This is a genomic window from Nocardia sp. NPDC004582, assembly GCF_053602115.1.
In genome coordinates, this window is record NZ_JBSGCY010000015.1 from 1 (window position 1) to 18,311 (window position 18,311).

Genomic DNA, 18,311 nt, shown 5'->3' on the forward strand with positions numbered 1-18,311 from the left:
GCCCGCGCCGTGCCGACGCCGCCGGCCGCCGGGCTCTCCACCGAGAGGAACTCGCGCCGGGCGGCCCGGGCGGGCGCGCCGACCTGCGGGCTGTTCAACGCGCGGAAGGACAGGCCGCGCTTGCTGTAGAGCTGGATTCCGATGCGCAGCGGGAGATCCCGCTCATAGCGCAGGATGTCCAGGCCCTCGGTCGCCGACAGGGTCGCCACGCGGTCGAGGGAAATCTCCTCGGGCAGGCCGATATAGAACTCCGCGCCCAGCGGGGCGGCGATGTCCTCGGCGAAGATGCGGCCCAGCGTGCGATGCGCGGGATCCACCCGCCGCAGCAGCTCACCCTGATACAGGCCGGCCGTGATCGGGTGATAGCCGTGCCGGGTTCCCGGCCGCCACAACGGTTTCTGCTCGGCCAGCACCACCGCCATACCGTCCAGATCCGCCATGTCGGTGAGCCGGAACGGGCGATCCAGGGCCGCCAGACCGCCCTGATGGTCGAGCAGCTGGCGCACGGTGATCGACTCCTTGCCGTGCGCGGCGAACTCCGGCCAGTGCAAAGCCACCGGATCCTCGTAGTCGAGCAGACCCTTCGACACCGCCGCCGCCACCGCGAACGCCGTCATGCCCTTGGTCGAGGACCACACCGGAGCCATGGTGTCGCGCTCCCACGCCACCGTGCGCCGGCGATCGCGATACCCGGCCCACAGATCCACCACCGGCCGATCCCCGTCGAAGACGGCGACCGCCGCACCGATCTCGCCGTGCCGGGAGAAATTGCGGTGGAACGCGTCGGCGACCGGACCGAAACCCGCGTCCACCTCGCCGTGGACCGTGACCTGCTCACTCATGATGGGGTCGATCGTAACCGGGTTGCCGGGCAGCGCCAGGGCGGCGAGCTCGCCGGACCGCCGCCTCGGTGCCCGGCGAGACCGCTCGCGATGGCGAAGGCCTTTCCCGTCTCCGCCCGCGCGATGTACCGCACATGTGGGGAAGCCAGGGTATAGCTGCCGCTTCCTCAGGCCTTTCCGGATACGGTGGGCGCAGGGTATTCCTGCCGGTACGTACCGGTATCGTGGCCGGGCATGCCCGGAATCCCGCGGATTACCGCATCATTGCTGCGCACCAAGCCCGTCGAACAGATCACCTCCGAGGGCGAGCACACCGCACTGCGGCGCAGCATGGGGCTGATCCCGCTGATCGCGCTGTCGGTCGGCGCGACGCTGGGCACCGGCATCTTCGTCGTCCTCGGCGAGGCCGCGCCGCTGGCCGGGCCCGCCGTCGTCGTCTCCTTCGTCATCGCGGCGCTGGCCGCGCTGTTCTCGGCGCTGTCCTACGCCGAACTCGCCGGAGCCGTACCGGTATCCGGGTCGGCCTACTCGTATACCTATGCGACGCTGGGCGAGATCGTGGCCTGGGTATGCGGGTGGTGCCTGCTGCTCGAGTACGGCGTCTCGGTGGCGGCCGTCGCGGTCGGGTGGGGCGCGTACCTCAACGAATTCCTCGGCTCCACCATCGGCTGGCGGATCCCGGACGCGCTCGCGCAGCCGCCGGGCGCGGGCGGGGTGATCAATCTGCCCGCGGCCATCGTGGTGCTGCTGGCCACCGCGGTGCTGCTCGGCGGTATCCGGGAGAGCGCGCGGGTCACCACCGTCACCACCATCATCAAGATCGCGGTGCTGGTGTTCTTCGTGGTCGTCGCGGTCACCGCGTTCAGCTCCTCGAACCTGCACCCGTTCGCGCCGGAGGGCATCTCCGGGATCGGGGCGGCCGCGTCGATGGTGTTCTTCTCCTTCATCGGCTTCGACGCCGCCTCCACCGCGGGCGAGGAGGCCAAGAATCCGCAGCGGGATCTGCCGCGCGCCATCATCATCTCGCTCGGCATCGTGACGCTGGTGTACGTGCTGGTGGCGCTGACCGCGGTCGGCGCGGTCGGGGTGGACGACGTGAGCAGCTCCGGCGCCTCCCTGGCCACCGTGCTCGACCAGGTCACCGGGCGCGGCTGGCCCGCCACCATCCTCGCGGCCGGCGCGGTCATCGCCATCGCCTCGGTGGTGCTGACCGTGCTGTACGGGCAGACCCGCATCCTGGTCGCCATGTCCCGCGACGGGCTCATGCCGGCCGTGTTGTCGCGGGTCGGGCGGCAGCGGGTGCCGACGGTCAACACGCTCATCGTGGGCGGCGTGGTGGCGGTGCTGTCGGCGCTGGTGCCGCTGGGTGAGCTGGTCAACGCCACCAATATCGGCACGCTGGTGTCCTTCGCACTGGTGAACCTCGGCGTGCTGGTGCTGCGGCGCACCAAACCCGATCTGCCGCGCTCGTTCCGGACGTTGGTGCCGGTGGTGCCGGTGATCGGCGTGGCCATGTGCGTGTGGCTGCTCGTCCACCTGCCCGGGGTGACCTGGCTGGCGTTCACCGTGTGGTCGGCGGTCGGGCTGCTGGTGTACTTCGGTTACGGACGGCGGCGATCGGCTCTGAACCGGGCCGCCTAGGCTCGACGTATGCGAGCGCTCGAGCAGATTCGACAGTGGCCGGTCCGGAACGCGGCGGCGGGAGTCGTCGTCCGCGGCACAGGCGTGGTCGATACCGAGGGTGACACCGCGCGGGTGTTTCCGCTCGCCTCGGTGACCAAACCCCTTGTGGCGTACGCGGTTCTGGTGGCGGTCGAGGAGGGGGCGATCGAGCTCGACCAGCCCGCCGGGCCGCCGGGATCCACCGTGCGGCATCTGCTCGCCCACACCTCCGGGCTGGCCTTCGACACCGACGCGGTGCTGGCCGCGCCGGGCGCGAAGCGGATCTACTCCAGCGCGGGCTTCGAGGTGCTCGCGGATTTCGTTGCGGCCCAGACCGGTATCGCGTTCGACCGGTACCTGCACGAAGCGGTCTTCGAGCCGCTGGGCATGACCTCCTCGGTGCTGACCGGTCCGGCCGGGCACGCGGGCCGGTCGTCGGTCGCAGATCTGCTGCGTTTCGCTGAGGAATTGCTGGCGCCGGAAATTCTCAGTGCCGAATTGCTTTCCGAGGCAAGCGAAGTGCAATTCCCGGGACGCAATGGCGTGCTGCCCGGATACGGTTCGCAGCGGCCCAACGACTGGGGGCTGGGTTTCGAGATCCGCGACCACAAGGCGCCGCATTGGACCGGAGGCGCGAACTCGCCGCGTACTTTCGGCCATTTCGGGCAGTCCGGAACGTTCCTCTGGGTGGATCCGGATATCGGCACGGCGTGTCTCGCCCTCGCGGACGAGAATTTCGGGGACTGGGCCCGGGCCGTGTGGCCGACCCTCAGCGATGCCGTGATCGCGGAGTTTGCGTAGACGGCGACACGGTCGCCGAGTAACACACGCATCACCGGGCACTCCAGTAAACTCGGGCCACGCCGCGCTCGGGCCGGGGTCGTTGGGGAAGACGTACCTCGTCGAGCCGGAGGTGTCAGTGGTGCGTGCGTCTAGTCAGTTCGCGGAGGCGACGTCTGGGGTCGTCTATGTCCATTCGTCTCCGGCCGCGCTGTGCCCGCATATCGAATGGGCGCTCACCTCGACCCTCAAGGCCCCCGCCAAACTCCGCTGGACCGTCCAGCCCGCCGATCCCGGACAGCTGCGCGCCACCACCGATTGGTATGGGCCGGTCGGTACCGGGGGAAGATTAGCCAGGGCATTGCGAGATTGGCCCGTGCTGCATTTCGAAGTCACCGAGGAACCCAGCGAAGGCGTCGACGGCGAACGCTTCAGCTTCGTGCCCGGCCTCGGCATGTGGAGCGGGGCCACCGGCGCCAGCGGCGACGTCATGGTCGGCGAGATGCGGCTGCGCGCCATCGTCGCCGAGGCCCGCGCCCACGGCCGCGGCTCGGCCGCCGAGATCACCGCCGAAATCGATCGCGCCCTCGGCACCGCCTGGGACGACATCCTCGAGCCCTACCGCCTCGGCGCCGACAGCGCCGACGTCACCTGGCTGCGCCGCGACGTCGGCTAGATCCGCCCACCGGACACACCGCGTGGACCGCCCGACCCTGCGAGCCTGCCGTCGCGAACGCCCCGAAACGGGCAGAATGCCCAGGGGGAGGGGCAGCCGACGAGGAGGATTCGTGCGGACCACAGCGCAGATCACGGGCACGGCGCTGGCCATCATCACCACGGCCTTCACCCTGAGCGCCTGCGACGACGCCACCAGCAACGGTGCTTCGGACGCCACCAGCGGCGTCGCCAAACCCGCCACCTCCGCCGCCGCCTTCCCGGCCGCGGGCCACTCCGCCGTCCAGTGCGGTACCGGCCCCTGGGGCCTGGCCGTCATCGCCTCCACCGCCAAGGGCAACGACTTCTGCCCCACCGCCCTGTCCGTGGCGGGCGCCTACGCCGACGAACGCGCCAAACAGTCCACCGGCGATATCGCCGTCACCGTCGCCGCCGTGCGCTGGGTCTGCGGCGAACGCGCGGGCAACCCCAACCCGTACCAGGAATGCGCCAGTCAGAACGAATCCGCCGAGAAGGTGCGACTCCAATCCTGAACGGGCCCAGTGCGACCCGGCCTGAGTCGACACGGCGCCGCCACACGCGCGACTCGCCGGCCATTTCGGCGCGCTCGCGCCCATGAACCGCCCCCGCGTGCCCTGCGTACTTCCGGAACACCGGAAAGGCGGCGTTCAATAGGGGCGAATGAACGATGCGCTGGGGACCCGAACAGCGCAGCCCGAATGTCGCCACGGAGGCCGGACGGACTACTGAGGAGCGGACATGACCACTGCGGAAATCGATATCGAGGGACTGCGCTCGGCCGTGGACGGGGTGGTGATCACGCCCGCCGACCCCGATTACGAGACGGCTCGCCACGTCTGGAACGGCGCCATCGACCGCCGCCCCGCCGTGATCGTCCGCCCCGCCTCCGCGGCGGGTGTCGCGGCCGCGGTGCTCGCCGCCCGCCGGTACAACCTCGACATCACCGTGCGCGGTGGCGGCCACAACTACGCGGGCCACGCGGTCGCCGACAACGCGATGATGATCGACCTGCGCGACCTCGATTCGGTCACCGTCGACACCGCCGCCGAACTCGCGCACATCGGCGGCGGCGCCACCTGGGCGCAGGCCGACGCCGCCACCTCCGCGCACGGCCTGGGCGTCACCGGCGGCTTCATCTCCACCACCGGCGTCGGCGGCCTCACCCTGGGCGGCGGCATGGGCTGGCTCACCATGCGCTGCGGCCTGACCTGCGACAACCTGGTCGCCGCCGAGGTCGTCACCGCCGACGGTCGCGTCGTGATCGCCTCGCCGCGCGAGAACGCCGAACTGCTCTGGGGATTGCGCGGCGGCGGCGGCAATTTCGGCATCGTCACCACCCTCACCTTCGCCCTGCACGAGGTGCCGCCGCTGGCCCAGCTCACCATGCTGTGCTTCACCCCCGAGGACGCCGCCGCCGGCCTGGCCGCGGGCCGCGAGCTCATCACCGCCCTGCCCCCGGGGTACGGCGGCGTGATCTTCGCGGTCAGCGCCCCGCCCGCGCCGTTCGTGCCCGAGCACTATCAGGGGCAGCCGGGATTCGTGGTGATGGTGGCCGGTTTCGGTGACCCGATGGAACTCGAGGCCATCGTCAAGCCGATGCGTGACGCCGCCCCGGCCCCCGCGTGGGAACTGGTCACCCCGATCCCGTACACCGCGCTGCAGCAGATGTTCGACGAGTCGGCCCCGCCCGGACTGCACGCCTACGAGAAGTCGCTCTACGTCGACGATCTGTCCGACGCCGTGCTCGCCACCCTGATCAGCGCCTTCCCGCGGCGTCGCTCACCGCTGACCCTGGTCCCGATCTTCGCGCTGCGTGGCCGCTACAGCGAAATCCACGAGGACACAACGGCATTCAGTGGTTCCAGGAACCCCTGCTGGGCCATCAACATCAGCGCCATCACCCCCGACCCGGACGACTTCGCCGCGGAACGCCAATGGACCCGCGACCTCTGGGACGCGCTGCGCCCCCACGCCAACTCCTCGGCGAGCTACGTCAACTTCCTGGTCGACGATGATCCGGACCGGCTGCGGGAATCCTACGGCGAGAAGTACTCCCGCCTCACCGCCCTCAAGGCGGAATGGGATCCGGACAACATCTTCCACCACAACGCCAACATCCCCCCGGCCTGAACCGGAATCTTCTCTCCTGCAACGAAAGCGGGCGGACTCCGAAGAGACCGCCCGCTTTCACGTTGCCGGGGAACCGATTACAGCGGAATGTTCTTGTTGTGCTGCGGCCGCGACGGCGCGGCGGCCAGCGCGGCGGCGATGGTGGAGCGGGTCTTGGCCGGGTCGACGACCTCGTCCACGACCCCGATCGCCATGGCGCGCTCGACGCCGCCCGCGATCCGCTCGTGCTCCTCGGTGAGCCGCTCCAGCATGGCCTCGCGCTCCTCCTCCGGGGCGGCGGCGAGGGCCTTCTTGTGCAGGATGCCGACCGCGGCCTTGGCGCCCATGACCGCGACCTCGGAACCCGGCCAGGCGTACACGGCCGTCGCGCCCAGCGAGCGGGCGTTCATGGCGATGTAGGCGCCGCCGTAGATCTTTCGGGTCACCAGGGTGACGCGCGGGACGCGGGCCTCGGCGAAGGCGTGCAGCAGCTTCGCGCCGCGGCGCACCACGCCCTCGAACTCCTGCGAGACGCCCGGCAGGTAGCCCGGCACGTCGGTGACGACGATCAGTGGGATGCCGAACGCGTTGCACAGGCGCACGAAACGCGAAGCCTTCTCGGCGCTCTCGGAGTTGAGGCAGCCGCCCAGGCGGATCGGGTTGTTGGCCAGCACGCCGACGGTCCGGCCGCCGAGACGGCCCAGGCCGACCACCATGGAGCGGGCGTAGCCGCCCTGCAGTTCCTCGAAAGTGCTTTCGCCGTCGACATTGTCGAGCAGCTCGTTGATGATCGGCTTGACGTCGTAGGCGCGCTTGGCCGACTCCGGCATCATGGCCTTGAGGTCGACATCGCCGTGCGCGGCGGCGGCCAGGTCGAATTCGCCCTGTTCGGCGAACATCGAGACCAGGCGGCGCGCACGGTGCATCGCGTCCTGCTCGTCATCGGCGACGATGTGGCAGACGCCGGACTTCTTGCCGTGGGTGACCGGGCCGCCCAGGGTCTCCATGTCGACGCTCTCACCGGTGACCGTCTTCACGATGTCCGGACCGGTCACGAAGACCCGGCCTTCCGGAGCCATGATGACGATGTCGGTCAGCGCCGGGCCGTAGGCGGCGCCACCGGCGGCGAAACCGAGCACCACGGAGATCTGCGGAACCTGGCCGGACGCGCGGACCATGGCCTCGAAGACCAGGCCGACGGCGTGCAGGGCCTCGACGCCCTCCGCCAGTCGCGCCCCGCCCGAATGCCACAGGCCCACAACGGGAATCTTGGAGTCGATGGCGGTATCGATCGCATCGACGATGTGCTTGCACCCCTCGACGCCCATGGCGCCGCCCATCACGGTCGCATCGGAGCAGTAGGCGACGGTACGGACACCGTCGATCTCACCGATGGCGGCGAGCACGCCGGACTTGTCGCGGGGGTGCAGCGGGAGAACGGTTCCGGGATCGAAGAAGCGCTGCAACCGACCCAGCGGGTCACGGGGATCGGTCGTGGTGTCCGCGTGCGCGGGGGCCATGATGGTCATCGCAAACTCTCCTCATGAGGAAAATGCGGTCGCTGAGAGCGGCTGCGAAATGTCGAAGTCCCGGCAGGGGATCAAGGTTCGGGATCTCGATCCGAAAATCCCCTGCCGGGACCGCTTGTCTTACTGACCGGTTCTAGAAGTGCGCGGTTCGTCTAGAAGGTGCGCGTCAGTACCGGCCGAAGGCGAGCGCGACATTGTGCCCACCGAAACCGAAGGAGTTGTTGATCGCGTACTGGATGTCCTGCTGACGCGCGGCGCCGTGCACGACGTCCAGATCGATCGCCGGATCCTGGTTCTCGAGGTTCAGCGTCGGAGGGACGATGCCGTCCCGGATGCTGAGGACCGTGAGAATCGACTCGAGCGCGCCGACGGCGCCGATCGAGTGGCCCAGGGCCGACTTGGGTGCGTAGACCGAGGCGTGCTTGACGCCGGCCTTGTGAATCGCGTTGGCCTCCGCGGTGTCACCCACGGGGGTGGCGGTCGCGTGAGCGTTCACGTGGGTGATGTCCGAAGCGGACAGACCCGCGGTCTGCATCGCGCGCTGCATGGCGCGAGCCGCACCGCTGCCCTCCGGATCGGGAGCCACCAGGTGGAACCCGTCGGAGGTGATACCCGCGCCCATGAGCCGGGCGTGGATGGTGGCGCCACGAGCCTTGGCGTGCTCCTCGGTCTCGAGGACCATGAGCGCGCCCGCTTCGCCGAAGACGAAGCCGTCGCGATCCTTGTCGAAGGGACGCGAGGCGCCCTTCGGATCGTCGTTGCGAGTCGACATGGCCCGCATCATGGAGAACGCGGCGATCGGAATCGAGTCGATGAAGCCCTCGACACCGCCGGTGACCACCATGTCGGCGTCACCCATGACGATCATCCGCCAGGCGTTGGCGATGGCCTCCGAGCCCGACGAGCACGCCGAGACCGGAGTGACCACTCCCGCGCGGGCCTTGAGCTCGAGGCCGACCACGGCGGACGGACCGTTCGGCATGACCATCTGAACAGCCAGCGGCGAAACCTTGCGGTAGCCACCGTTCTTCAGCTTGTCCACCGAATCGATCAGCGCGTCGCCGCCGCCGAGACCGGTACCGATGGCCACACCCAGCCGCAGTGGGTCGACCTCGGGGGTGCCGGCGTTCTTCCAGACCTCACGACCGAGCACGGTCGCCAGTCGCTCGACGTACGCCATGCGGCGGATCTCGACCCGCTCGAGCAGCGTGTCCGGCGACACCTTCAGGTGGCCGCCGATACGAACCGGAAGGTCGTACTCCGCAATGAAGTCGTCCTCGAGAACGTCGATGCCGCTCTCGCCATTGAGGAGGCCCTTCCACGTCGCATCGACGTCACCGGCGATCGACGTGGTCGCCGCCATGCTCGTTACGACGACGTTGGGAAAGTTCCCGTTCAAGGTGGAAGGAGTGGTCACGGTGTCGGTCCTACTCGCCCTGGTGCTTGGCCTTGAGGGCCTCGGCCGCCTCGGAGTTCTCGGCCTCGAGCTTCTGGATGTACGCCACCGCGTCGCCGACGGTCTTCAGGCTCGCCAGGTCCTCGTCCGGGATCTTGACGCCGTACTTGTCCTCGGTCTGGACGGCGATCTCGACCATCGACAGCGAGTCGATGTCCAGGTCGTCGACGAAGGACTTCTCGATGGTGACCTCGGAGGGCTCGATACCGGTCACCTCTTCGATGATCTTCCCGAGCTCTTCGACGATCTGTTCCTGGGTCAGAGCGGCCACTGTGGTGGCTCCTTATCTTCTGTAGAGGGGTGGGGATTCATTGTTTGCGACCCGGTTGCTCCATCGCCGTTGATGGGAGCGGGCCGCCAGCCAAGCTAGCTTGCTGCAGTCAGCTCGGCGAGCGCGGGGAGATCCGCGGGGGTCTTCAGCGCCAGGTTCGGGGTGCCCTTGAGCTCCCGCTTGGCGATGCCGACCAGGGTGCCCGCCGGCGGCAACTCTGCCACCGCGGAAACCCCTGCCGCACGGATCGTTTCGGTGCACAGGTCCCAGCGCACGGGGCGCGTGACCTGAGCAGCGAGCTTGTCGATCGCATCCTTGCCCGAGCTGACCGGCTGCCCGTCGAAGTTCGACAGCAGGGTCCGGACCGGCTCGTGCGGGACGATCTGGGCGATGGCCTCCGCGACCGCGTCCTGGGCGGGTGCCATGAACGCGGTGTGGAAGGCGCCGGCGACCGGCAGCGCGCGGACGCGGGCCTTTTCCGGCGGGTTCGCGGCCAGGGCCTCGAGCGCCTCGAGCTTACCCGCTGCCACGATCTGGCCCACCGCGTTGCGGTTGGCCGGGACCAGGCCGAGTTCCTCGAGACGAGCGAGAACCTCCGCTTCGTCACCACCGAGCACCGCGGACATTCCGGTCGGCTCGAGCGCGCACGCCTTGGCCATCTCCGCTCCGCGGATGGCGGCCAAGGTCACCGCGTCGTCGGCGGAGATGACTCCGGCGACAGCGGCGGCGGCGAACTCACCGACCGAGTGTCCGGCGACGACTGTATCGGCGGGCAACGAATCCTGCGGGATTTCGGCGAAAGCCAGCAGGGCGGCCGCGACGACGAGCGGCTGGGTGACAGCCGTGTCGACGATTTCCTCGGCGGTCGCAGTCGTGCCCAACCGCAGCAGGTCCAGCCCCGCGGCCTTGCCCCACAGCGCGACGCGGTCCGCGGCGCCGGGGAGTTCCAGCCATGAGGTGAGCATGCCGGGTGTCTGTGAGCCCTGTCCGGGCGTGAGCAATGCGATCACGGGTTAAGAAAACACTGTGAGGCGGCTCTCACGAGATGTCGGCGCGAATGAAGCTTCGTTGGCAGTTTTGTGAGGAGTCCACAAAAGACCAAGTGGGTTGTCCGGATCGCCCGATCCTCGAATCTCGTTACACCCCATCCTTGGGCTCTGTGACGGGAGTCACATCAGTGGCGGGAGTGGGCGATTCGTTACGGGTTCGTGTCAGCCGGCCTACTGTGGCCGCGATCCGTAACACATAGGCATCGCGCGGATTCATCGGATCCCGACCCGTGATGTCACCGATCCGCTTGAGGCGATAGCGCACCGTATTTGGATGAACGAACAGCTGGCGGGCGCAGGTTTCGACGGCTCCACCGCAATCCAGATACGCGTCCAGCGTGTCCGACAAATCGGCGCTGGCGGCGGCCAACGGTAGCACGAGGAGCTCGTTCAGGGCGTCGATGGCGGCCCGGTCCCCGAGCAGGGCGCGTTCGGGCAGCAATTCCGACGCGTGCACTGGTCGGGGGGCTCCCCGCCAGCCCACCACGGCCTCCATCCCGGCCATCGCCTCCACCGAACTCACGTGCGCCGCGGACAGCGCGCGCATGGTCGGGCCGATCACCACCGGGCCCTCACTGAAGGCATCCGCCAGCAGATCGGCGAGGAACTGCGACGGATACATCGGGTCACCGAGATGTCCGCTGACTACCATTACCAGCCGCGAACCCTGCACCACGGCGAGCGCGTTGCGGCCGTGCCGGGCGGCCACCGCATGTACGGAACTGACAACGGCCACCTGATCCTTGGGCGGGGTACCGACCAAGACGGTGGCCGGTGCCGTCGCGTCCCAATTGAGGGTGGCCGCGCGCGAGAGCATCTCCGGACCGTTGTCGCCGCGCACCACCGCGTCGACGACGAGCGCCTCCAATCGGGTGTCCCACGCACCGCGCGACTCGGCGGCCGAGGCGTACACCGAGGCGGCCGCGAATCCGAGCTCCCGCCCGTACCGCAGCACCGCCTCGGTCAGCGCCACCAGCTGCCGGTCGTTGCGGGCCAGTGCCGGCAGCCACTGTTCGAAGAACTCCATGGCCACCCGGACCATGTCGACGGTCTGGCGCAGCGTCAGCCGCCGCGCCAGATCGTCCGGAATCACTTGGAAGGCATCGAGACTGAACCGGATATCGGACTCCGGGTCCTGCAGCCATTCCAGGAAGTTCACCACCGCCGTCTGCACCAGCATCTGCACCCCGGCCCGCTGGGCGGCGTCCAGATTGGCGAAGAACGGCAACCGATCCTGCATCGAGGCCACGGCCTCGGTCGACAGGCGACCGGAGAACTGCTTGACCCGTTTCAGGAGGGTGTCCGGAAGCGGGTCGCGCGTCTGCCGATTCGGGGAGAGCGCGCCGGTCGGAAGATAGACCTCGTGGGAGGAGGTGCCCTCTTCGTTTATCCGGCGCGGCCTCGGCGGTTTACGTTCCACAGCTCTTATGTTCGGTTATGCGTCGCCGCCTTCGGTACCGGGTGCCGCCTTCGGCGCGGCGTTCACGTCGTCGACGCCGTACCGGCGGGCCGCCTCGGCCACCGTCGCCTGGGCGATCCGGCCCTGATTGGCCAGTCCCTGCAGCGCGGCCACCACGATGGACGCGGCATCCACATTGAAGACGCGGCGCGCGGCCGGGCGGGTGTCGGAGAAACCGAAACCGTCCGTGCCCAGGGTGATGTACTCGCCCGGCACCCACTGGCGGATCTGATCGGGCACCGCGCGCATCCAGTCCGAGGCCGCCACGAACGGGCCCTGCGCCTTGGACAGCACCTCGGTCACGTAGGGCAGGCCCTGGTCCTGGTCGGGGTGGCGCAGTTTCGCGATCTCCTTGGACAGCGCCTCCTTGCGGAGCTCACCCCACGAGGTCACCGAGTAGACGTCGGCGTGCACGTTCCAGTCCTGGGCCAGCATCTCCTGGGCGCGCAGGCCGTCGGGCATGGTGACGCCCGCGACCAGGATGTTCGCCCGCAGGATCCCCGCCGAACCGGGCTGATAGAGATAGATGCCCTTCAGCAGGCCCTCGACGTCGAGGCCCTCCGGCTCGGCCGGCTGTACGTACGGCTCGTTGTAGAGGGTGATGTAGTAGAAGACGTCCTCGCCGCCGAACTCGTGATGCACCGAATGCGATTCGGGATCGGTGCCCGGCAGCGCCTCCTGATAGCCGGTGGCCACGCCGCCGCCGTACATGCGGCGCATGCCGTCGCGCACGATGTGGGCGATCTCGAAGGAGAAGGCCGGGTCGTAGGCGACGCAGGCGGGGTTGGTGGACGCCAGCAGCAGGGAGTGACCGTCGTTGTGCTGCAGGCCCTCACCGGTCAGCGTGGTTCGTCCGGCGGTCGCGCCGAGCACGAATCCGCGGGCCATCTGATCCGCGGCCGCCCACAGTCCGTCGCCGGTGCGCTGGAAGCCGAACATCGAATAGAAGATGTAGAGCGGGATCATCGGTTCGCCGTGCGTGGAGTACGAGGTGCCGACCGCGGTGAAGCTGGCGGTCGAACCCGCCTCGTTGATGCCCTCGTGCAGGATCTGCCCGACGCTCGACTCTTTGTAGGCGAGCATCAATTCCGCGTCGACCGATGTGTACAACTGGCCGTTGCGGTTGTAGATCTTCAACGAAGGGAACCACGAGTCCATACCGAAGGTGCGGGCCTCGTCGGGGATGATCGGGACGATGCGCTTGCCGATCTCCTTGTCGCGCAACAGTTCCTTCATCAAGCGCACGAAGGCCATGGTGGTGGCCACGCTCTGCTTGCCCGAACCCTTGCGGACCGAACGGTAGGCCTCGTCGCCGGGCAGCTGCAGCGGCTTGGACAGGGTGCGGCGTTCGGGGACGAAACCGCCGAGCTGGCCGCGGCGGGCCATCATGTACTGGATCTCGGGGGCGTCCATGCCGGGGTGGTAGTACGGCGGCAGGTACGGATTCGCCTCGAGTTCGGCGTCGGTGATCGGAATGCGCTGCACGTCGCGGAACGCCTTCAGATCGTCGAGGGTCATCTTCTTCATCTGGTGGGTGGCGTTGCGGGCCTCGAAGTGCTTGCCCAGGCCGTAGCCCTTGATGGTCTTGGCGAGGATGACCGTCGGCTGGCCCTTGTGCGCCATGGCAGCGGCGTAGGCGGCGTAGATCTTGCGGTAGTCGTGGCCGCCGCGCTTGAGGTTCCAGACCTCGGAGTCCGACAGGCCCTTCACCAGTTCCTTGGTGCGCGGGTCGCGGCCGAAGAAGTGCTCGCGCACGTAGGCGCCGTCATTGGCCTTGTAGGTCTGGTAGTCGCCGTCGGGGGTGGAGTTCATCAGGTTGACCAGGGCGCCGTCGCGGTCGGCCTGCAGCAGGGCGTCCCATTCGCGGCCCCACACCACCTTGATGACGTTCCAGCCGGCGCCGCGGAAGAACGACTCCAGCTCCTGAATGATCTTGCCGTTGCCGCGGACCGGGCCGTCGAGGCGCTGCAGGTTGCAGTTGATCACGAAGGTCAGGTTGTCCAGGCCCTCGTTGGCGGCCACCTGGATCAGGCCGCGCGACTCCGGCTCGTCCATCTCGCCGTCGCCGAGGAACGCCCACACGTGCTGATCGGAGGTGTCCTTGAGGCCGCGGTCGTGCAGGTAGTGGTTGAAGCGGGCCTGATAGATGGCGTTCATCGGGCCCAGGCCCATGGAGACCGTGGGGAATTCCCAGAAGTCGGGCATCAGGCGCGGGTGCGGGTAGGACGACAGGCCCGCGCCCGGACCGCCGTGGCTGTACTCCTGGCGGAAGCCGTCCATCTGATCCTCGGACAGCCGGCCCTCGAGGAACGCGCGCGCGTAGATGCCGGGGGAGGCGTGGCCCTGGATGAACACCTGGTCGCCGCCGCCGGCGTGGTCCTTGCCGCGGAAGAAGTGGTTGAACCCGACCTCGTAGAGCGCCGCCGAGGACGCGTAGGTCGAAATATGGCCGCCCACACCGATTCCCGGGCGCTGGGCGCGGTGCACCATGACGGCGGCGTTCCAGCGGATGTAGGCGCGGAAGCGGCGCTCCACCTCTTCGTCGCCGGGGAACCACGGCTCGTTCTCGGTGGGGATGGTGTTGACGTAATCGGTGGAGGTCAGCGCGGGGATCGCCACATGGCGTTCACCGGCGCGTTCCAGCAGGCGCAGCATGAGGTAGCGGGCGCGGCCGGGGCCCTCGCGGGTCAGCATCTCGTCGAAGGAGTCGAGCCATTCGCTGGTCTCCTCCGGATCGATGTCCGGCAGATATGACGCCACCCCCTCGCGAATCACTCGAACCCGGCCCCCCGCCGGGCTTTTGCGTGCCGATCCGCCCTGGGGTTCCGGTGACCCGTTGGTGGAATTCGACGACGTAGGGTGCATCAAGTCGGTCAAGACGATTGCTCCTCGTACACATGGGGTGGGACATCTGGTGTGGCGTCAATACCCCGGGTAGCCGTTGGTGCGCGGCGTACCCGTAACGATTGGTTGGGGCGCATCTCACATCCTTGCCGATGATGCGGCCCAGGTCATCATGTCAGTCGGAAATCCAGTACCGTGGCGCAGGGAACCGCGCCGCTCGCGACGGGTTCCATGACTTCCGGGCTGGATCGGGGAGGAACCGAGTGAAGCTGCTGAACCCGAGGGGGTTCGGAGTGCTGTGCGCGTCCGCGGCGGTGGCGACCGGATTGGTGCTGGCCGGGTGCGCGAACACGGTCGAGGGTACCGCGACCGCGAATCAGGTTCAGGTGTCGTCGTACAAGGCCGACGCGGCCACCTCGGCGGCGGCGGCCAGCTCGTCGAAGGCGGCCGCGGCGAAGGCGAAGGCGACCGCGGACAACTGCGGTCCGTTCCGCAAGACCACCGGCACCCAGGTCGACCGCTACAACGAGTTCGTGGACGCCCACGACGCGAACGACGTGAGCGTGGCCGACAAGAACGCCAAGCGCGACACCGCGGCCCAGGCCCTCGAGGACGCGGCCAAGACGGTCGAGGCTCAGGTGACCGCGTCGGGGCCGGACCTGGCGCCGGAGATGGCGCAGAAGTTCACCGACTACGTGTCCGCGGCCCGGGATCTGGCGGCGTCGGTGCGCAAGCTGACCACCAATTCGTCGGTCGCGCCGTTGAACGACGCGAGCCGGAAGGTCAACGACACGTTGACCGCGGTTCGCAACGCCTGCCCGGCCTGAGCGCCGCTCCCCGCTCGAGCCCGATCGATCGACCAGGTCGGAGGGGGTGTGAACGGTCTGTCCGCTGAGCCCCGGCGGTCTCACATACGACATTTAGGGTGCGATTTCGGCCGATCGGCTTGCGCTGGGGGCTTTTACCATGTTCGCTTGCAACTACCTATTGTCGGGAATTGAGGAGGACACCACCGTGGTCGCCGCGGCGGACGCGCAGAACTACGCTCAGAAGCTTGGCATTTCACACGACATGGTGGTTCAGGAACTGGGCTGGGACGAAGACGCCGATGACGCGCTTCGCGCCGATATCGAAGAGGCCACCGGATCCGAGCTGCTCGACGAGGACACCGACGAGGTGGTCGACGTCGTGCTGCTGTGGTGGCGGGACGGTGACGGTGACCTGGTCGATGAACTGCTCAATGTGATCACCCCGCTCGCCGATGACGGCGTCGTCTGGGTGCTCACGCCCAAGACCGGTCAATCCGGCCATGTCGATCCGAGTGAGATCGCCGAGTCGGCCACCCCCGCGGGCCTCACCTCGACCACTCCGGTCTCCCTGGGCACCTGGACGGGCACCAAGCTCACCCAGCCCAAGACACCCTCCAAGCAGCGCTGAGGCCTTCCACTAAGGTTTTCGGTGAACCGGGTGCACCCGGTGGATCGGCTGGTCCGATCCACCGGGTCGCACGCGGCGCCGCGTCGCACGCCGCGCCGCCACATCAGGATGGAGGGGAACGCATGCCGCTCGAGATCGGTACGCCCGCACCGGACTTCACGTTGAAGGACCAGAACAACCAGGAAGTCACCCTGTCGAGCTTCCGCGGTGAGAAGAACGTCCTCATCGTCTTCTACCCCCTCGCCTTCACCGGCATCTGCCAGGGCGAACTGTGCAAGGTCCGCGACGAACTCCCCAAGTTCCAGAACGACAACGCGGAAATCCTGGCCATCTCCGTCGGCCCCCCGCCCACCCACAAGATCTGGGCCGCCGAACAGGGCTACACCTTCCCCCTCCTCTCCGACTTCTGGCCCCACGGCGAGGTAGCCCAGGCCTACGGCGTCTTCAACGCCAAATCCGGCTACCCCAACCGCGGCACCTTCGTCGTCGACAAGGACGGCATCATCCGCTTCGCCGAAATGAACGGCCCCGGCGAGCCCCGTGACCAGGCAGCTTGGGAAAAAGCCCTCGCCACACTAGATTCATAACCCGTCGCCCGGACTCCCCAGTCCGGCCCGACTCCCACCCCGCTCTTCCGGGCGGTCCGGGGCGTATAGCTCAGGGGTAGAGCACTGGTTTTACACACCAGCGGTCGGCGGTTCGATCCCGTCTGCGCCCACTTCCAGAAACCCAGGTCACGCCTGGGTTTTCGTGTATCACCGCCGATCGTGGTGGCGATTCGTGTTGGCATTCATGTAGCAGCCGTCGCTAGCTAATTGTTCGCCTTCATCCAGATGAGACGCATGTGGAGTTGGGTGCGTCGGGAAGGTGTGCAGGCGGTGGTCAGCTCGGGCCAATCCTGTGTCGGTGACCGTCGCTATCTTGAATTCCGGGGAGCGCTTGGGCTAGCTCAGCGCTCCCCGAACTTGATCCCATTGGCTATCGCCTAACTTGGCGTACCGCTGAGTTGTTCGGACAGATGCGTGGCCGAGGAGTTCCTGGACCTGTTGCAGGGTGACCTTCGCGCGCACGAGTCGGCCGGCATAGGTGTGCCGTAGGTCGTGGGGGCGAACCGCGCCTAGCCGACGTTTGTCTTCGCCGTCACCAACCCAGGCAACCCGAGCCGCGGCCGTAAACCGATCTCTGAAGTTGTCTTGGTCGAACGGCCGGTTTCCTGTCTGCGCCAGCAGCAACCCGCTACGCACGGTTCGACCGTCATCGATGTACCGCACTGGGGCGGGCGTACCGAGTCCAGTCTTCTTGATCGCGGAGGCAAGGATCTTGGTGAGGTTGTCGCCGATGGGGATTACTCGGCGCTCATGGTCCTTTGGGGCCTTCATCCGCTTGGCGGCCTTGTCCCATGCCCACTCGATGCTGACCGTCTTCCGTTTGAGGTCGATGTGCTCGCGATGGAGGCCCTGTGCCTCTCCCATCCGCATGCCGGTGCCGACGAGGACATCCACGATGAGTTGGTCGAACTCATCGAGTGGAGCGCGGAGTGCTGCGACCTCATCATCTTCGAGATAGCGTTCGGGAGTTGGTCCGGGCTTGGGCAATTCGATGTCGTGGCAGGGATTCTCAGGGATGAGTTTGGCCTTGAGTGCCGACTTCAGTGAGGAGCTGAGTAGGCGGTAGCACTTGTCAACGCTGGTGGGTGCCAACGTCTTTCGGAGGTCGGCGACCCACATTTGGATGTTGGGTTGGGTGATGTCGGCCAGCATCACTGTGCCCCACCTTGGGGCCAGATGCTTGTCCATCCGGTGGTTGTCGATCTTCTGGGTGCCTTCGTCGACTACGCGCCGGAGCGTCCACCGCGGACGCCATTCGTTCCACGTCATCATCTCCGGTGGGTGGTACTTGCTTTCGCGAACCTCATCCTCCTTCACGGTGGCCTTGCGTTCCGCGATTGCCTTTGTGGTGAAGGTGCCTGGCACTCGGCGAACCTTGCCCGCGGAGTCGCGGTAGAGACCGCTGTACCGCCCACTGGGGAGTTTTTGAGCCCATCCCATGTCAGACCCCCTTTGAGATGTTCGATCGTTGGTCATGGAGAGTCGGCTTCTGTGAACCATTATCGTCCAGCAACACTGTGGTTGACTCGAAAAATGCTGTCTCAGTGGACATTTGAGGACGTATACTGA

Annotated in this window: 16 protein-coding genes and 1 tRNA gene; 9 read left to right on the top strand and 8 right to left on the bottom strand. The window is 67.6% G+C overall.

Annotation, left to right across the window (positions count from 1 at the left end):
• On the bottom strand, positions 1-842 hold an 842-nt coding region (locus ACWELJ_RS06910; RefSeq protein ID WP_452365232.1), incomplete at its 3' end, for a serine hydrolase domain-containing protein.
• Between the two features lie 234 nt (positions 843-1,076).
• On the opposite strand from ACWELJ_RS06910, the gene ACWELJ_RS06915 reads away from it, so the two are divergent.
• The 5 genes from ACWELJ_RS06915 to ACWELJ_RS06935 all read left to right on the top strand — a co-directional run bounded on the left by ACWELJ_RS06915 (position 1,077) and on the right by ACWELJ_RS06935 (position 6,110).
• On the top strand, positions 1,077-2,483 hold the full coding sequence (locus tag ACWELJ_RS06915) for an amino acid permease (RefSeq protein ID WP_452365233.1): 1,407 nt from the start codon (positions 1,077-1,079) through the stop codon (positions 2,481-2,483).
• A gap of 9 nt (positions 2,484-2,492) precedes the next feature.
• Complete coding sequence (locus ACWELJ_RS06920; RefSeq protein ID WP_452365234.1) at positions 2,493-3,305, top strand: serine hydrolase domain-containing protein; 813 nt, start codon at positions 2,493-2,495, stop codon at positions 3,303-3,305.
• 121 nt (positions 3,306-3,426) lie between these two features.
• Positions 3,427-3,960, top strand: a complete 534-nt coding sequence (locus ACWELJ_RS06925) for a DUF3145 domain-containing protein (protein ID WP_452365235.1) — start codon at positions 3,427-3,429, stop codon at positions 3,958-3,960.
• A 112-nt stretch (positions 3,961-4,072) separates the two neighbouring features.
• The gene (locus ACWELJ_RS06930; RefSeq protein WP_452365236.1) at positions 4,073-4,492 is read left to right on the top strand and encodes a hypothetical protein; all 420 of its coding nucleotides are present in this window, start codon (positions 4,073-4,075) and stop codon (positions 4,490-4,492) included.
• Positions 4,493-4,718: 226 nt separating this feature from the next.
• Positions 4,719-6,110, top strand: coding sequence for an FAD-binding oxidoreductase (locus tag ACWELJ_RS06935; protein ID WP_452365237.1), 1,392 nt, complete (start codon positions 4,719-4,721; stop codon positions 6,108-6,110).
• Positions 6,111-6,187: 77 nt separating this feature from the next.
• Here ACWELJ_RS06935 and ACWELJ_RS06940 read toward each other — a convergent pair whose 3' ends face one another.
• From ACWELJ_RS06940 to aceE, 6 genes are all read right to left on the bottom strand, one after another.
• Positions 6,188-7,618, bottom strand: coding sequence for an acyl-CoA carboxylase subunit beta (locus ACWELJ_RS06940; RefSeq protein WP_387306658.1), 1,431 nt, complete (start codon positions 7,616-7,618; stop codon positions 6,188-6,190).
• Positions 7,619-7,784: 166 nt separating this feature from the next.
• Positions 7,785-9,035 (bottom strand): KasA/KasB family beta-ketoacyl-ACP synthase, encoded by a 1,251-nt coding sequence (locus tag ACWELJ_RS06945; RefSeq protein ID WP_452365238.1) that lies wholly within the window; start codon positions 9,033-9,035, stop codon positions 7,785-7,787.
• A 10-nt stretch (positions 9,036-9,045) separates the two neighbouring features.
• Positions 9,046-9,345, bottom strand: coding sequence for a meromycolate extension acyl carrier protein AcpM (acpM, locus tag ACWELJ_RS06950; RefSeq protein ID WP_357098105.1), 300 nt, complete (start codon positions 9,343-9,345; stop codon positions 9,046-9,048).
• 95 nt (positions 9,346-9,440) lie between these two features.
• Entirely contained in the window at positions 9,441-10,355 is a 915-nt protein-coding gene (locus ACWELJ_RS06955) for an ACP S-malonyltransferase (protein WP_452365239.1), read from the bottom strand.
• Positions 10,356-10,482: 127 nt separating this feature from the next.
• The gene (locus ACWELJ_RS06960; RefSeq protein ID WP_452365295.1) at positions 10,483-11,784 is read right to left on the bottom strand and encodes a PucR family transcriptional regulator; all 1,302 of its coding nucleotides are present in this window, start codon (positions 11,782-11,784) and stop codon (positions 10,483-10,485) included.
• A gap of 45 nt (positions 11,785-11,829) precedes the next feature.
• Positions 11,830-14,730 (bottom strand): pyruvate dehydrogenase (acetyl-transferring), homodimeric type, encoded by a 2,901-nt coding sequence (gene aceE, locus ACWELJ_RS06965; RefSeq protein WP_452365240.1) that lies wholly within the window; start codon positions 14,728-14,730, stop codon positions 11,830-11,832.
• Positions 14,731-14,960: 230 nt separating this feature from the next.
• Here aceE and ACWELJ_RS06970 point away from each other — a divergent pair, with 230 nt between their 5' ends.
• The 4 genes from ACWELJ_RS06970 to ACWELJ_RS06985 all read left to right on the top strand — a co-directional run bounded on the left by ACWELJ_RS06970 (position 14,961) and on the right by ACWELJ_RS06985 (position 16,852).
• Positions 14,961-15,524: a hypothetical protein gene (locus ACWELJ_RS06970; protein ID WP_452365241.1), complete on the top strand. Its 564-nt coding sequence runs from the start codon at positions 14,961-14,963 to the stop codon at positions 15,522-15,524.
• Between the two features lie 187 nt (positions 15,525-15,711).
• Complete coding sequence (locus tag ACWELJ_RS06975) at positions 15,712-16,134, top strand: DUF3052 domain-containing protein (RefSeq protein ID WP_452365296.1); 423 nt, start codon at positions 15,712-15,714, stop codon at positions 16,132-16,134.
• Between the two features lie 122 nt (positions 16,135-16,256).
• On the top strand, positions 16,257-16,721 hold the full coding sequence (locus tag ACWELJ_RS06980; RefSeq protein ID WP_452365242.1) for a peroxiredoxin: 465 nt from the start codon (positions 16,257-16,259) through the stop codon (positions 16,719-16,721).
• A gap of 59 nt (positions 16,722-16,780) precedes the next feature.
• Positions 16,781-16,852, top strand: a tRNA-Val gene (locus ACWELJ_RS06985).
• Positions 16,853-17,078: 226 nt separating this feature from the next.
• On the opposite strand, the gene ACWELJ_RS06990 is transcribed toward ACWELJ_RS06985, so the two are convergent.
• Positions 17,079-18,107 (bottom strand): tyrosine-type recombinase/integrase, encoded by a 1,029-nt coding sequence (locus ACWELJ_RS06990; protein ID WP_452365243.1) that lies wholly within the window; start codon positions 18,105-18,107, stop codon positions 17,079-17,081.
• Positions 18,108-18,311: the final 204 nt, after the last annotated feature.

Bases quoted from the DNA above. Each gene is read 5' to 3' on its own strand.
- ACWELJ_RS06915 (WP_452365233.1), top strand. From the start codon at position 1,077: ATGCCCGGAATCCCGCGGATTACCGCATCATTGCTGCGCACCAAGCCC.
- ACWELJ_RS06920 (WP_452365234.1), top strand. From the start codon at position 2,493: ATGCGAGCGCTCGAGCAGATTCGACAGTGGCCGGTCCGGAACGCGGCG.
- ACWELJ_RS06935 (WP_452365237.1), top strand. From the start codon at position 4,719: ATGACCACTGCGGAAATCGATATCGAGGGACTGCGCTCGGCCGTGGAC.
- ACWELJ_RS06940 (WP_387306658.1), bottom strand. From the start codon at position 7,618: ATGACCATCATGGCCCCCGCGCACGCGGACACCACGACCGATCCCCGT.
- ACWELJ_RS06980 (WP_452365242.1), top strand. From the start codon at position 16,257: ATGCCGCTCGAGATCGGTACGCCCGCACCGGACTTCACGTTGAAGGAC.